This window comes from Halalkalibacter sp. AB-rgal2 (genome assembly GCF_041821005.1).
GTDB lineage: Bacteria > Bacillota > Bacilli > Bacillales > Bacillaceae_D > Halalkalibacter.
In genome coordinates, this window is the sequence record NZ_JBGUAV010000018.1 from 21,937 (window position 1) to 36,957 (window position 15,021).

Here is a 15,021-nt window from a genome sequence, read left to right on the forward strand (position 1 = left end):
TCAACAAGATGAATACCATTATTCAAACCTTTCAATTGACGAAAGCCTTTAAAGAGGATGAAATCATCAAGCCACTGAATTTCTCACTTGAACAAGGAGAAATTTGTGCATTAATCGGAAAAAATGGAGCTGGAAAATCGACGTTCTTTAAAATGCTTTCGGGCCAATTCATTCCTACCTCCGGAGAGATTCACTTATTTGGGAAATCAGGAAACGAAATGCCCATTGCACAAAAGAGAATGGGCTTTATGATTGAGACGCCTGAATTTTTTCCGGATTTTACGGCGACTCAAAATCTAGAGTATTTTCGAATTCAACGGGGCGTCGTTGAGAAAAAAAGAATTTATGAAGTGTTACAAATTGTTGGCTTAGCCAATGAAAAGAAGAAACGTTTTAGTGATTACTCAATGGGAATGAAGCAACGACTAGGAATCGCCCTGTGTCTTCTAAGTAGTCCAGATTGTTTAGTGCTAGATGAGCCTATTAATGGGTTAGATGCTGAGGGCATTATGGAGATTCGTCAGTTATTATTGAAGTTAAATGAAGAGAAACAAATAACCATTTTGATTTCTAGTCATATTTTAAGTGAATTACAATTAATAGCGACGCGCTTTGCTTTTATTAAAAATGGGGTCATTGTTGAGGATTTAAGCAAAGAGGCTTTAGATGAAAAAAGTAAAAAGCAAATTCGGCTTAAAGTCAATGATACAGCTAAGACAGCACAATTGTTAGAACAAGCCTTTGCGGATATCCAATATAAAGTTCTTCCTAATCAAATCATCACCATCCAAAATCATGTCGATGAAGGTGGCGAGATTAATCGTCTCTTAACGACCAATGATGTGTTAGTGATGGAGTTTCGTTTCGAAGCATTGAATTTAGAAGAATATTTCTTAGGATTAGTGGATGCGAATGAACAATGATGAATTATATGAAAAGCGAACATTATCGCTTGCTACACAAAAAAGGGCTATATGTTACAAGTGCTATTGGCTTAGCTTTAATTATTGCAGCTGCCGTTGTATTATCCTTGTCTTTGCATTTTGACCCAAATTTCCCGTACGCAACTAGTAGGTTCTTTTATTCAAATGTCATCAGTGGTGGAGTATTAATTGTGATCATAGGATTACTCTTTAATTCAGCTCTAACGGGTAAAGACACGGCTATCATTAAACAATCTATATCCTTTGGTATCTCTCGTAGCACCATCTTTTGGTCAAAGCTTATTCTAACCTTTATTTATTTTTTACTAATCTGTGTAATCGGTCTAGCCTTAACGATTGTATTAGGAGAGAGTCTTTTCGCTAGTGAGGAACAAGCCGTCAAGAATTTCTTACTAGCTAGTTTCAATATGATCCCGATTGTAGTGGGTGGATTTTTTGTCATCCATGTGCTTAGAATGCTTAAGGTCGGCGATGTCTACGTCATTGTTATGTTGCTCTTTTTCTTTCTTTTATCTGGTGATTTAGTACGATTACTATTCCGATCTATTTCAGGAATGGATGAACTTTATCACTATGCACCAAGTACACTATTAAACGAAAATTTAATGAGCTTTTTGGCTCAAGAGGTTCAATTCGAGTATCGCCCTTGGATAACTGGCATTGTTATTTCGGTGATATTTTTACTAATAGGCGCTAGAAAATTCGCTAAACAAACGATTGATTGATGAAGAAGGGATGTTAGAGTCGTGAACAGCTGGTTGATGATCATCATGTTGATTTTTCTACTCATTATAAGTACTGGGACGCTTCTGCTCCTCCTCTTTGATATGAAAAGAATGACGAAGCAATTAGATGAGATCATCGGAAATTTCGGTACAAATGAATTGGTCCGCACAAATACGCATAGTAAAATCCTGATTCAATTCATTACGAAAATCAACCAGCTCATTTATTTATTCAAGCAAGATCAGCAGAATATGGTGAAGAAAGAGAAAGAACTGAAGGAAGAAGTGACCAACCTATCCCATGATTTGCGAACACCTTTGACATCCATTAAAGGCTTTTCCGAATTATTAACGGACCCATCTATATCTGAGGAAGAAAGGAAAGAGTTTCTAAGCATCATTCAAAAGAAAATTGACCATCTCACAATGATGGCTGATGGATTCTATGAACTATCCCAAATCGAATCCTCCGACAAGCCATTCACTTTAGAGCAACAGTTGTTAGATAAAATCGTCGTGGAAGCGATGCTGTTGTTCTACAATGACTTTGAAAAAAATCAATTAAACGTCCATATGGATGAAATGACAGTATCACCTATTTTAGCCGACAAGAAGGCAACCAATCGAATCGTAACCAACATTATTCAAAATGCATTACGGTATGCCAAAAGCTATGTCACGATTAACTTGGTAGAAGAAGAAACGTATTACAGGTTAAGAGTCGTAAATGATATAGGCCCATTTGATCATACCGAGCTTAATCGAATTTTTGACCGATCCTTTCGATTAGATCCTAGCCGAAGTGGTGGGCAGCTTGGATTAGGTCTCCATATTGTTCAACAACTAATAAACAAACAAGAAGGGCAAGTAGCTGCCGACGTTCATGATCATAAATTTATGATCGATGTATGGTTTAAAAAATGGGATTAAGTTGGATGGAATCCTCCTTCCTCTATTCCCTTCATTCTGCTCAATTTCTTTCCTTTACGGTTCCTCGTTCCGCTATTTTGCCTTTTTTCCTGCTCAACAGACTCTTTTCTAACCAATAGCGGAACGTTGAGTACATTTTCGCGCTCTCTCTTCTAATTTCAGCTCTTTAGCGGAAGGAGGATTCCCTTTGGCTGAGCAAGGGGAATCCTCCTTCCTCTATTCTCGTCAGCCTGCTCGATTCTTTCCTTTGCGGTTCCTCGTTCCGCTATTTTGCCTTTTTTCCTGATCAACAGACTCTTTTCTAACCAATAGCGGAACGTTGAGTACATTTTCGCGCTCTCTCTTCTAATTTCAGCTCTTTAGCGGAAGGAGGATTCCCTTTTCCCTTCTTTCCGCCCGAGCGGTCCCCCTTTCCCCTACATCGGGATTGCTGTAACAAACTTTCCTTCTTGTGTGATTCTCCCCATTAATCAAAAGAAGAGCTCGCTCTTCACAACAATCCCGCCGCTCTCCCTTCAGCACGGCGGGATTGTATTATTGGTGACGGTTTTCCACCCTTGTGATCCAATTCAGATCTGCCTCTAGATGTAACAGTGTTCCTGTAACTAACAGATACCTGTCCTCATCACCATTGACAAGAAGCTCCGTTTTCAACCTGGATAGCTCCATCGTTTCCTTAATGATGAGTGCTTTTTGTTGATCAAGCATCTTTTTCTCTTCCTTGAAAAGGATCTTTCTCGCACAGCTCCATTTAAAGAAGAAATCCTCTTTTACCGAATGATAGGGGACTGGATCTAGCAGCCATTTCTCAAGTGACTCCATTCCTTTCACCTCAATGGCATACCGTTTACGCTCCTTGTCGTCTGTTCCTGCTGAAGTGACCATCCCATCGCGCGTCAATCTATCCAGTGTTGTATAGATTTGTCCTGGATTGATTTTCCCTTTCAACCCGATCAATGAGTCAACCCCCACCTTTAAATCGTAACCATGATTTATTCCATTATATAAGATCGTTAAAATTCCGTATTTTACCGACATGATCTTACCCTTCTTTAAGTGATGATTGCAGCTTAATGTTTGAAGCATGGCTCGCAGCTGACCATGATGCAAGTTGACTGAAGACCAACCCGGTCATGACTGCAATGAGTACATAGCTCACTGGAATATGGAAGATGAGAAACCCTTCCATTAAATCAGAACGGCTAGCAGTGAAAATGAGGAGAACCCCAGTCATAACGCCTCCAACAACACCCGTGATCCCGATAAGTAATCCTTCTGCAAGGATCATCCGTTTCACCTGAGACACCGTAAAGCCAATCGCTCTCATTGTGCTTATCTCAGATGTGCGTTCCACGGTGTTCATTAGGATCGTATTCGCAGTTCCAATACTGGCTAGGCCAATCATCATGATCATGAGAACATATATGAGACTATACATTTCTGATATGGCTGAGGTAGTAGATCGTATCTCATCTTCTACCGTTTCCACACCGGAGAGATGATGCCCGAAATCATCCCAAACCCTTGGAGGAAACGAATGACTCCCTTCTTCTAACGTGAGAAGCAAATCAAAGCTACCTTCCCATCCGAAAGCCTCGTCCATATGACCTTCCTCCATGAATGCAACGTACCCTGAATAGTGAGAGGTTGTAACATTCCCTATAACCTCTAGCTCCTGTTTGCCGTCTGGAGTATTCATTACGATACTTTCACCGATTTCCCCTCCCCACTCATCAAAAGCACGATTTCCAAGTAGCACAGACGGCTGTTCGACAAGCTTATTGTTTAACGTATAATCTGGATGATCATACAAGGAAGCATTCCCCGAGCTGACCGACAAAACGGAAAACTGCCTGTGATCGCCATTAACCGTTTTCCACGTAATCGGTGTCGCTTCCGCTAGCTTATGAACCTCCTTGACCTCCTCATATGCTTCTAGCGCTGAGATATTCTCTTCGCTCCATGGCGATTCTGAGGAAATTCTTACGTCACCACCATATGTACTTCGGATTTCCCTTTCGTACCCGTCAGGCGCTGAATCTACTGCTGCACCGAGCAGAAGAATCACGGCAATACCCACTGCCAAAATGGCCGATGTATTCGCATTACGCCCAATTTGATTTTGGAGGTTTTGCACAGCTAAAGTACCTCCAAATCCAAATACATGCGTTAGAACCGGCCTAAAAAGATGCGAAATCACGGTTAGTACAAATGGAAACAAAAGAATGACACCGGCCAAAATAGCGATATAAGAAATCGGATAATCCACAAACACAAAGACGAGAAGCGCTAAACCAACTCCAAAACGAAGTGGGCTTTTGTTAGAATAGATTCCCTTGCTAGTTTCTCCTTTTAATGTGAGCAAAATCGACGTTTTCCCAGCATGATAAATCGGAACAAGTGAAAAGAGAATCGGAAAGACGAACCCTGCTGTAGCTGAGATCATGGCCGGGATTGCCCAATTCAATGAGTATACCATATCAAAGGCAAACACGCTTAGAAGAGCCATCATAAAAAGGTCTCCGATCCAAACGCCAAACGGGACTCCGATCACCACCGCAATGGTAGCTAAAAGCAGTACTTCTATAAGAACTAGCTTGGAAACGGAAGTCTGTAGATACCCAAGACTCTTCATAATAGCAAATTCCTTTTGCCTTTCGATCACACTTGTGTAGATCATATTGAAAACGATAAAACCGCTGATTATAATCGCAAGAGCCGCAATTAAATAGAAAAATGTATACAACCCGCTAATGTCGTTACTCTGACGATCATCGGCCACGACAGGCTGAACAAATGTTGAAGATCCTTGAAACTGCTCCTGAAGATTGAGGAAAAGCTCCTCTCCATCCCCTTCCGTCTGAAAGCGCATATAAGAGATTTCTCCATTCAAACCCGTCCATTCCTGCAGGACATCAAGGGGGACCATCACTCGAAATCCTGCTGACTGTGCTCCTTCCCAATCGGATGGACTAGCCAAAATCTGTACATATTCCACGATTGCTGAAACCTCAAGCTCCCCTAACTCTGCAAAACGTACAGAGTCTCCAACTCCCTTTCCAAGCAAACGCGCGACTGGTTCTGGTAAAATAACCCCCTCATCCTCCAAGCTACCCTCTGCAACGGGAAGCTTTAAAAGCGAGCTAGAAAAATCACTCACTCCTGTGATACGTACTGAGCGCTCATTTCTCGGTCGCTCTTCCTCCAGCTCAAAAAAGGCCTGTTTATCGAGGACATGAAGGGTTTCATTAACTTCTGAGTGAACAGCCACCTCCTCTGCCGTATTTTCTGAAAATGTATGATCATCGCTAAGAATCCAGTAATCCGCATCAGCTACATACATCTGCTCATAATACGTAAACACATCTTCGGTTGTCTTATCAGCGACAAGCATGGCGGTCATAACCGCAACTCCCATTACCATTGCCGCAAGTGTAAAGAAAAACCTCTTTTTTCTCCGAGTACTATTACGCCATGAAATTCGCCAAATATTCAGCATAATCGTCATCCTTTCTCGAAATGATCCGCTCTACCTTACCGTCTTTAAACAGAACGATACGATCAGCAAATCCAGCTGCAAAAATATCATGAGTCACCATCACAATTGTTTGATGGTCATTTCGATGAAAAGAAACCATTAATGCCAAAATTTCCTCTGCTTTCGCCCGATCCAAATTACCAGTCGGTTCATCCGCTAGCAAAACCCCAGGATTGTTTGCAAGAGCTCGCGCCATTGCGACACGTTGCTGCTGGCCACCACTAAGGAGATTTACCCTCTTTTTTTCAAGCCCCGTCAGCCCAACTGCCTTAATCAAGCCATTGATTTTTTTCTGATCACTAGGCTTCAATGTCCCATCTGCATGGATTGGAAATGCGATATTTTCCTCCACACTCAGGTTTTGAAGCAGCTGATAATTTTGAAAAACAAATCCAACATTTCTTCTACGGAAAATCGTTCTATCCTTTTCTCTCATCTTTTCAATACGCTCATCACCAATTTCGATCGTGCCTTCATCTGGTATATCAAGCCCGCCAAGAAGCTGAAGAAGGGTACTTTTTCCTGAACCACTAGGCCCCATAACAGCTACAAACTCCCCCTGCTCGATGTCAAGATCTACCCCTTTCAACACTTGGGATTGTTCAGCCCCTTGAGAAAAACTCTTCGTTACGTTCTGTACATGAATCATCAAACCCCTCCACTCTCTTTACATACAAAGTATATATATAAATATTAAAACTAATGATGTATTTAAAGGAATTAAACACATCACTATATATACTTAGTATATATAAAATTTATATTTTGTAAATAGAAAAAGACGGTCCATAAAAAGTTTTGTGTCTTTAACTTCTTACAAAACCTCATCAGCTCTCCTCTACTCAATCAAGAAATTTTATTGGTTTATAGACACCTTTGCAAGAAACGTTTATAATTAGTAAATGAATGTTCACTTACTAATAAAGGTGTGGTGTACTTATGGCAAGACCTCGTGAGTTTGCAAACGAAACGATCTTTTATGCTGTTTATCAAGCTCTTTGTAAAAAAGGAATGTCAAAATTAACAATAAATGATATTTCAAATGAAGGTACTATTTCACCCGCGGGTTTATTAAAAAGGTTTGGATCTAAGAAAGGTATTCTCTTAGCTTATAGTGAGTTTGTCGTCGAATTAACAAAGAAAAGCTTTGATGAGTCACACAAAGAAGATTCATCCATACATGCTTTAAAAAAAATATATAAAAAAGCAATGAAATTAGCAGATGATCCAATTTCTTTAGCCAATCACACTTCCTTTTACTTAGAAAGTACATCTGATCCTGATTTACTAAAAATATCTAAGAAAAGGCTAGATATTCTTGATAAAGGAACACAAAGCCTTTTAAATCAAGCTATTTGTCAAGGCGAGATGAAGGAATGTGATGTAAACCTTATTAGCACGGTCTTACAATCTTCTGTCGGAGGTGCCATGTTAATTTGGATAAGAAACCCCGAAAGAACAATAGAAGCATTAATAGACGATTGCTTTAGTGTGATTCTTAAACCCTATACTTAGGAGGGGCTAAAATGCCTACAATAACTAGTAATAATGTGACCCTGTATTACGAAAATCAAGGGGAAGGAAAGCCGATTATTTTTACACACGGAGCATCCTGGAACCATAAGCAATGGCACCCACAAGTAAAGTTTTTTTCGAATCATTATCAAACGGTCGTCTGGGATGTAAGAGGTCATGGACAATCGAGCTTACCTGTAGGGAAAGTGGACTCTGAAGATTTCTCCAAAGACTTAATAACTCTACTAGACCATTTAAATATTGAAAAGGCGATACTTTGTGGTTTATCTATGGGTGGTCACATTTCACTTCAAACAGCCATTCGTTATCCAGAAAGAGTGGAAGCATTAATATTAATTGGCACCCCTTTTACTAATTCTTTTAATTGGTATGAAAAATTACTTGTTCCGATTAATCGTTTTTCCAACCGTTTAATACCGATGAAGATGGCTGGAAGAATACAAGCCAATATGCTATCAAAATTCAACCCTCATAATAAAAATTATATTGAGGAAGCCTTTAATATGATTAAGAAAAATAACTGGACTCGTGTGTGGGATGCTGTAACTAGAATGGAAAGCGGTACGGATTTAGTTAAAGTAAAGTGTCCAACTTTACTTTTACAAGGTGATCATGACACGATGATTATGAGACAACAGAAAGCCATGCTAGAAAAAATAACACATTCACAGCTGAAAATCATTAAAGACGCACACCATGCAACCAATTTAGATAATCCTGAAGAGGTGAACAGAGTCATACAGGAATTTTTATCACAGTAAGTCCGAATTATAAAAAAATAGGCGCACCTTACCGGTAAGCATGGCAAAGAGCCGTAATATATCGATTTCCCATCGAAAATACGGCTATACTATGCAAAACGTCTTCATTCTTGAGATATTATAATCTGATATCCAAGCGCCTTTTTATAAGATTCTTATTCCTACTTTAGGTTCAGAAATACGTTTATATTTGCTCGAATGCTTTCCAACTTTCTAGCTATTTCTGCTTAGAGTATCTAAACATTCACACTTTCTCTAATCTCATCTTGTATGGCCCTTGTTTTATCTATTGCTTTTTTGATTCTTAATATAACAACAAAGGTAATCGCACTTCCTGAAAAAAAGAATAATAATCCCGGCATGAATAGCTGGATCATGACTAATCCACTTGTGGCAACAACAATAATCAAGGAATTCACTGGGTACCCTATAACAAACAAGGTACTTGTTTTAAATAACTCCACAACACTAACATTATTGTTGATATATAGCGGTATAATGATGATACTGATTAGCAAGTGAATCATTCCCATTGTCACTGTTAGTATACTATAGAACATAGGAAGACCATTTGATTGAATAAAGGAATAATTAAACAGCAAAACAGCACCTACTATCGCTAACAACAGAAAGATCATATTCGTCTTAATAAAATGCTTACGATAAACATTCACAAAAAGACGTACGACAGAGAAACTATTATCGCCATCGATCCAGCGACTAATGACCGCACTCATAGCCGCTGTAGAAGGACCAATGCCAAATATACCTAAGCCTAGTAAAGTAAAGGCGAGCCAAAGTAAGTTTACCGTTGCTAATCGTGATATCCAAGTAGCCAACAAATATAGCTTTTGAAGGATTGGTTGATTTTCCAAAAACATAGAACACGTCCTCCTCATTATTTACCCTTTTACTGAACCACCGAGTTTAATACCCGCCATTATATGTTTTTGTAGGAAAACAAATAAAAGCAACGGAGGAATGAGTGCAACTATTGAAGCTGCAAATAACATACCAAAGTCGGTAAGACCTTGACGACCAGCGTCTAATGTATATAATGCAAGCTGTAAAGGATATTTCTCTTGTGTACTTAAATAGATTAATGGACCCATAAAATCATTCCAGTTACTATTAAAGGTAAATACGCCAATTGTAACGATGACAGGCATACATAGAGGTACGATTATTTTTGTCAAAATTTTAAACGAGCTTGCCCCATCCATATAAGCAGACTCATCTAAACTGCGTGGTATCCCCATAATAAACTGACGCATGAGAAAGATGTTAAATGCACTTCCGAATAAATTAGGCACAATTAAAGGCAAGTAGGTGTTCACCCAGCCTAAGCTTGAAAAAATTAAGAATTGTGGAATTAAAGTGACTTGTGGCGGAATCATCATCGTTGCTAATACGAAAATAAACACCTTCTGATTCCACGGATGTCTAAATCGAGCAAACCCGTATGCAACAATTAATGACGAGATGATGGTAAACACCATATTAAAGCCAACCAAAATGAAACTATTAAAAGCATACTTAAAAAATGGAAACTTCTCTAATAGATTGGTGTAGTTTTCCCAATGAAAGGTCGATGGGATCCACTCAATCGGCACAGTGAAAATTCTACCTGAGGGCTTCAATGAACCCGATATTGTCCATACTATTGGAATTAAGAACGCAATGGTTAGCCCAATCAAAAAGGCATACTTTATAGCGAGTAGTAACTTTTCTTTTGGAGACAATGCCCAAACTTCTCTAAATCTTTTTATTTGTTTGTTATTCATAATGCACCCACTTCTTTCCTAAGGCCAATTGTATGAGTGTAAAGAACATGATCACCACAAACATGACCCACGCTAAGGCAGAAGCATAACCCATACGATAGTTTTCAAATGCATTACTGTACAAATGAACCATTAAGGTATCGGTCCATAGTCGATCAGCTCCAGGTAAAATCATCGGCTCATTAAACATTTGAAACGTACCAATCATCCCCATTGTTAACAAAAAGAATAGTGCGGGGCTTATTTGAGGAATCACCACAGAGAAGAACTTTCTAATGGCTGATGCGCCATCAATATCTGCCGCCTCAAGCTGATCCTGTGGTACACTAGCAAGAGCAGGTAGCAAAATTAACATACTCCCGCCTACACCCCAAAGCTGGGTTAAAATAATCGCAGGCTTTGCCCAATTTTGATCACTTAGCCAACCAGGTCCCTCAATACCAATTGTTGCTAACACCGCATTAATGACCCCAACATTCTCTCCTTGAAACCCTGGTGCGAGCATGTAGTTCCACAAAATTAAGATGGCAACGCCACCAAAGATAGATGGCAAGTAAAAGGTTGTTCTAAAAAATGAGATCGCGGGGATGTTGCGATATAGCACGAGCGACACAATCAATGATGCCGCTACAGTGATTGGAACCCCTATAAACACATAGTATAGTGTGTTTCCCAAAAAGGCCCAAAATCGTTCATTTTGAAATAAGTTTATATAATTGGCGATACCAATCCATTCAGCAGGTGTTAATACATCGTACCGGGTAAAGCTTAGATAAATGGATGCGATCATAGGTCCAATTGTGAAAAGGCTAAAGCCAATGATAAAAGGGGAAATATATAACCAGAATTTCTTCTTTTCATTGTTCATAGTAAAAACCCTTTCTTATGCAATTTAACTAAATATAGAGGGGGATACCCTCTATATTCAGCCTTTTTCACTCTTTATTCAAAACTCTCTAATAATCGTTCTTGCTCTTCAAGAAGCGGTTCAATATCATTTCTAAGCGCTTTCATTTCTACATCTACTGGTTCCTCTAAATTAATAATTCTTGATAATCTATTTTGTACCTCTTCATTAATTTCGCTCCACATTAATGATGCTTCAGGAGGATACGCCCCTTCCACCGCTTCAAGCGTCGATGCAAAGTTTTCCGGACCCATATCACCAATTTCTAAGTAAGCATCTGATTCTGCTACCGAACGTCGCGAAGGTGTCTCAGCGTGCTCGCTGGCTAGAATCTCTTGACCTTCGACTCCCGTCCAAAACTTAATAACCTCCCATGCAGCATCCTTATTCGTTGACGCATTAGCAATATGAAACGCATTTGAGAACGTTGGTGCAGTATCAGCAACACCTGGCATAGTCGGTGCACTGGTCATATCCCATTCAAAATCCTCAATATTCGCTCGACTAGACAGAATATGCCAAGGCCCATCAATTAAAAATCCTTGTCGTCCACTTGTCCAAAGATCAATACCCTCTGGAATTTGTGAATCATTTGGTGCAATATTTAAATCATTAACTAAATAGCGCATTTTTTCAATCGCATCTATTCCTTCAGGTGAATCTAATTGAAATTCGGTAAAATCTTCACTTAACATTCTCACACCATGTGAGCGCGTAAATTGACTTGTACTTGCCCACCAGCCACCTAATGGATTCATACCAAACACACCTTCAGAAGGGTTGGTAATCGTTTCAGCCATCTCAATAATTTCTTCCCAAGTTGAATTTTCATCAGGATAATCTAAGCCATGCTGATCGAGCAAATCCTTGTTGTAAAACATCATGACTGTTCCTAATCTGAGTGGCAGTCCATATAAGCGGTCATTATGGCTATAGGCCTCAATACCCACCTCATAAAAATCATCTAAATCAAAGTCATCATCTTCCTCAGCCCATGGCGTTAAATCTTCCAACACTCCGCGAGTAGCAAAATAATAGGAATTTTCAGCTAGCTGGACAATATCATATACATCACCAGAAGCAAAGCGCGTTAACAGGTGTTGACCATATTCGTCCCCCGGTACATTAACTAATTCTACTTCAATGCTATCATTTTGTTCCTCAAAGGCAGCCTTAATATTTTCCATACGTGTTTGATCAAAATCTCCGCCCCAATATGCAAATCGAATCTCTGTTTTATCACTACTAACATCTTCTGTTGCATTATTTCCACACGCCACTAAAACAAGAGCAACCATTAGAAGCAAGAACCCACCCATTTTTCTTAACATTAATAACGCCTCCCCTTTATCATTCAAATAATCGTAAACGGCACTTTAGTGTCCTTTGCACCTGTGTTGCGAATATGAATCGTAGCCTCACCTCCCTCAGTTTTACTACGTACATAGATAAGTGCATAACCTTGATGAAAGTTTCGCTTGGACTCAGAGTATGGGGTTAAATCAGATAGATCACCATTTTCAATCCCTAATATGTCAATGGCCCCCTCAGTACTCACTTCGATTCTTTCTTGATCATTGATCACCATTCTTCCTTCCTGATCGGTCAGAACCACTTCTATATGAGCAATATCCTCGCCATTTGCTACTAATTTATCTTTATCGCTTACCGCCTTTAGTAGATAGTGATCGTGACTTGGTGTGTAAAGCACATCCTCAAAAGAATCATGATCATCATTTAAGACGACAAGCTTGATCTCGCCTTTTTGAAAGGTTGTTTGCCACTCCGGCACTTCACCGATTTTCGTTACTTCTTTAACGCCTAACGATTTTCCGTTGACGAAGCACTCCGCTTTTTCACCATTTGTATAACCTCTAATCAAGACTTGATCATCGTCATCATAATCCCACATAAAATGTTCCTTGTTGCTACCCATCTGTTCGACAGTTAACTTACCAAATAGCTCCTTTGACCATAAGCTTTTTCGCAAATAATAACCCGGCTTTTCACGGCCTGCTAAATCTAGTAAGCCAGCCATCGATCCTCTTATCGGCCAACCCTGTGCTTCTCCAAGAAAATCAATTCCAGTCCATAGGAACTGACCTGAAATATAAGGGCGATTGACCACCTCCAACCAGTTCTCAACGCTATGACTGTTCTCACTGCCATAAATCACTTGGCTCTTATTCTTGCTGTGATCCTGCTCATATAAATGTTCTTTGTAGTTATAACCAACGATATCTAATGTGTCTGAAAGTCCTGTTAAATTTGATAGCTCAGGATACGCTAATGCAGCCGTTACGGGTCTTGTCGTATCGATTTCTTTTACATAGTTAACTAGTTTTTTAGAAATCGAAACAAGTCGCTCTGCATTTGGCTTATTCGGATCATATCGCCGTTCTTCAACTGGTTTATCTTTATCATTATTACCAGTCATTTCTTTAAACGACGGGTGACAATACGGATCATTGGGATAATCAATTTCATTACCAATGCTCCAAGCAATGATAGAAGGATGATTACGATCTCGTTGCACCCAATCCTTCAAATCCCGTTCGCCCCATTCCGGAAAATGTTCAAAATAACCATCATGCTTAGGCGGATAAACATTATGCCCTGTCGACCATTTGTTTTTTGGGCCTTCCCATTCATCGAAAATTTCATCGATGACTAAGAAACCCATTTCATCACATAGATCCAACAAATCTGGCGCAGGTGGATTATGACTCATTCTAATTGCATTAGCACCTAAATCTTTAAATTTCTCAAGACGCCGTTGCCACACCGCTTTAGGTACAGCAGCACCTAGTGTTCCTGCATCATGGTGCACACATACGCCCTTTAGTAAGGTAGGTTTCCCATTCAAAAAGAAACCGGTTTCAGAATCAAAGCTAATGCTTCGTATTCCCACTGTAGTAACCTGTTCATCGACAAGTTCACCTGCTTCAATAACTCGTGTAACCAATTGATATAGATGCGGAGTTTCTGGTGACCATAATTTTGGGGTATCAATGTTTAGCTCAAATGCTAGCTGCTGGGCATCATTAGCCTGTAGAGTAATCAGCTGTGATGATTCCCCTCGAATGTGGTCATGATCATCATATAGAACACTTTCAATTTTAAGCTTTTTTCGGTACGCTGTATCGTTTTCAATATTTGTCTCCACAGCAACGATTGCACTGTTTTCATCAGATGATTTAGTGTAATAGAACGTGCTTTCTGGTACTATACGTGTTTGTTCTTGAACCGACACATATACATTGCGATAAATACCAGAACCAGTGAACCAGCGAGAATCGCTCGTTGAAGGGCGATCCAATCTAATCGAAACCACATTATGACCAGAATGAACAAAATCAGAAATATCATAACTAAACGTGCTGTATCCATATGGTCTATAGCCTAGATAATAGCTGTTAACCCAAACCTTTGCATTTTGATACGCACCCTCAATCGTTAAGTTGACCTTTTTTCCTTTTATGTCATCTTGTAGGTGAAATGACTTACGATACCAGCCAATACCACCTGGTAAATAACCAGTACCACTTGAATGCTCTTTTGAAAAAGGAGCTTCAACTGACCAATCATGTGGAAGCTGCACATCTCGCCAATGCTGATCATCAAATCCTTTATACCAAGCTTTTTTTTCTTCTCCTAATAGAAACTTCCAATCGAGGTTCATGTTGTACTTTTTTGTCATAAAAATCACCTTTCCGCGCGTAGTAACCGCTTACTTTTCTCTGAAACAACCGCTAAGCTCTGCTTCTCAAGGTTATTTCGCTTAATTATCCATGTTTCTCAAAATGAATTCCTTACCCACAAGGCGTCGTGATAGAGTTATTAACTTATGAAAATCACCTTTATTTTTAGATAGCAGGTGGTTCCTTTCGTTACGT

The 15,021-nt window shown here is 39.5% G+C and carries 13 protein-coding genes; 5 read left to right on the forward strand and 8 right to left on the reverse strand.

All coding sequences use genetic code 11. From position 1 onward, the window contains the following. Positions 1-8 precede the first annotated feature (8 nt). From ACERJO_RS14105 to ACERJO_RS14115, 3 genes are read left to right on the forward strand one after another with little or no spacing between them, the layout of a single operon-like run. Entirely contained in the window at positions 9-923 is a 915-nt protein-coding gene (locus ACERJO_RS14105; RefSeq protein WP_373647891.1) for an ATP-binding cassette domain-containing protein, read from the forward strand. Continuing rightward, positions 920-1,669, forward strand: a complete 750-nt coding sequence (locus ACERJO_RS14110) for an ABC transporter permease (protein ID WP_373647892.1) — start codon at positions 920-922, stop codon at positions 1,667-1,669. The genes ACERJO_RS14105 and ACERJO_RS14110 overlap by 4 nt, the downstream gene beginning before the upstream one ends. Positions 1,670-1,690: 21 nt before the next feature. Beyond that, a complete protein-coding gene (locus ACERJO_RS14115) occupies positions 1,691-2,599 on the forward strand; it encodes a sensor histidine kinase (RefSeq protein ID WP_373647893.1) in 909 nt (302 codons plus the stop codon). 534 nt (positions 2,600-3,133) lie between these two features. Here the strand turns inward: ACERJO_RS14115 and ACERJO_RS14120 are convergent. The 3 genes from ACERJO_RS14120 to ACERJO_RS14130 are packed head-to-tail and all read right to left on the reverse strand — an operon-like array spanning position 3,134 to position 6,786. After that, positions 3,134-3,637: a PadR family transcriptional regulator gene (locus ACERJO_RS14120; RefSeq protein ID WP_373647894.1), complete on the reverse strand. Its 504-nt coding sequence runs from the start codon at positions 3,635-3,637 to the stop codon at positions 3,134-3,136. A gap of 4 nt (positions 3,638-3,641) precedes the next feature. Continuing rightward, positions 3,642-6,098, reverse strand: a complete 2,457-nt coding sequence (locus ACERJO_RS14125) for an ABC transporter permease (protein WP_373647895.1) — start codon at positions 6,096-6,098, stop codon at positions 3,642-3,644. Then, positions 6,067-6,786: an ABC transporter ATP-binding protein gene (locus ACERJO_RS14130; RefSeq protein WP_247106875.1), complete on the reverse strand. Its 720-nt coding sequence runs from the start codon at positions 6,784-6,786 to the stop codon at positions 6,067-6,069. The genes ACERJO_RS14125 and ACERJO_RS14130 overlap by 32 nt, the downstream gene beginning before the upstream one ends. A gap of 290 nt (positions 6,787-7,076) precedes the next feature. Between ACERJO_RS14130 and ACERJO_RS14135 the strand changes: the two genes are divergently transcribed. After that, positions 7,077-7,652: a TetR/AcrR family transcriptional regulator gene (locus ACERJO_RS14135; protein ID WP_247106876.1), complete on the forward strand. Its 576-nt coding sequence runs from the start codon at positions 7,077-7,079 to the stop codon at positions 7,650-7,652. Positions 7,653-7,663: 11 nt separating this feature from the next. Beyond that, positions 7,664-8,434, forward strand: coding sequence for an alpha/beta fold hydrolase (locus tag ACERJO_RS14140; RefSeq protein WP_373647896.1), 771 nt, complete (start codon positions 7,664-7,666; stop codon positions 8,432-8,434). Positions 8,435-8,670: 236 nt separating this feature from the next. Here the strand turns inward: ACERJO_RS14140 and ACERJO_RS14145 are convergent, their stop codons facing one another. The 5 genes from ACERJO_RS14145 to ACERJO_RS14165 form a co-directional block, all read right to left on the reverse strand. Further along, positions 8,671-9,315, reverse strand: a complete 645-nt coding sequence (locus ACERJO_RS14145) for a YesL family protein (RefSeq protein WP_373647897.1) — start codon at positions 9,313-9,315, stop codon at positions 8,671-8,673. 21 nt (positions 9,316-9,336) lie between these two features. Next, positions 9,337-10,218 (reverse strand): carbohydrate ABC transporter permease, encoded by an 882-nt coding sequence (locus ACERJO_RS14150; RefSeq protein WP_247106882.1) that lies wholly within the window; start codon positions 10,216-10,218, stop codon positions 9,337-9,339. After that, complete coding sequence (locus tag ACERJO_RS14155; protein WP_247106883.1) at positions 10,211-11,086, reverse strand: carbohydrate ABC transporter permease; 876 nt, start codon at positions 11,084-11,086, stop codon at positions 10,211-10,213. Before ACERJO_RS14155 ends, ACERJO_RS14150 begins: the two co-directional genes overlap by 8 nt. Positions 11,087-11,160: 74 nt before the next feature. Further along, positions 11,161-12,456 (reverse strand): ABC transporter substrate-binding protein, encoded by a 1,296-nt coding sequence (locus ACERJO_RS14160; protein ID WP_373647898.1) that lies wholly within the window; start codon positions 12,454-12,456, stop codon positions 11,161-11,163. Between the two features lie 23 nt (positions 12,457-12,479). Further along, a complete protein-coding gene (locus tag ACERJO_RS14165; RefSeq protein ID WP_373647899.1) occupies positions 12,480-14,825 on the reverse strand; it encodes a glycoside hydrolase family 2 TIM barrel-domain containing protein in 2,346 nt (781 codons plus the stop codon). Positions 14,826-15,021: the final 196 nt, after the last annotated feature.

Excerpts from the sequence above, each read along its gene's own strand:
- ACERJO_RS14105 (WP_373647891.1), top strand. The coding sequence starts at position 9 with ATGAATACCATTATTCAAACCTTTCAATTGACGAAAGCCTTTAAAGAG.
- ACERJO_RS14110 (WP_373647892.1), top strand. The coding sequence starts at position 920 with ATGATGAATTATATGAAAAGCGAACATTATCGCTTGCTACACAAAAAA.
- ACERJO_RS14120 (WP_373647894.1), bottom strand. The coding sequence starts at position 3,637 with ATGTCGGTAAAATACGGAATTTTAACGATCTTATATAATGGAATAAAT.
- ACERJO_RS14125 (WP_373647895.1), bottom strand. The coding sequence starts at position 6,098 with ATGCTGAATATTTGGCGAATTTCATGGCGTAATAGTACTCGGAGAAAA.
- ACERJO_RS14130 (WP_247106875.1), bottom strand. The coding sequence starts at position 6,786 with ATGATTCATGTACAGAACGTAACGAAGAGTTTTTCTCAAGGGGCTGAA.
- ACERJO_RS14135 (WP_247106876.1), top strand. The coding sequence starts at position 7,077 with ATGGCAAGACCTCGTGAGTTTGCAAACGAAACGATCTTTTATGCTGTT.
- ACERJO_RS14140 (WP_373647896.1), top strand. The coding sequence starts at position 7,664 with ATGCCTACAATAACTAGTAATAATGTGACCCTGTATTACGAAAATCAA.
- ACERJO_RS14145 (WP_373647897.1), bottom strand. The coding sequence starts at position 9,315 with ATGTTTTTGGAAAATCAACCAATCCTTCAAAAGCTATATTTGTTGGCT.
- ACERJO_RS14150 (WP_247106882.1), bottom strand. The coding sequence starts at position 10,218 with ATGAATAACAAACAAATAAAAAGATTTAGAGAAGTTTGGGCATTGTCT.
- ACERJO_RS14155 (WP_247106883.1), bottom strand. The coding sequence starts at position 11,086 with ATGAACAATGAAAAGAAGAAATTCTGGTTATATATTTCCCCTTTTATC.
- ACERJO_RS14160 (WP_373647898.1), bottom strand. The coding sequence starts at position 12,456 with ATGTTAAGAAAAATGGGTGGGTTCTTGCTTCTAATGGTTGCTCTTGTT.
- ACERJO_RS14165 (WP_373647899.1), bottom strand. The coding sequence starts at position 14,825 with ATGACAAAAAAGTACAACATGAACCTCGATTGGAAGTTTCTATTAGGA.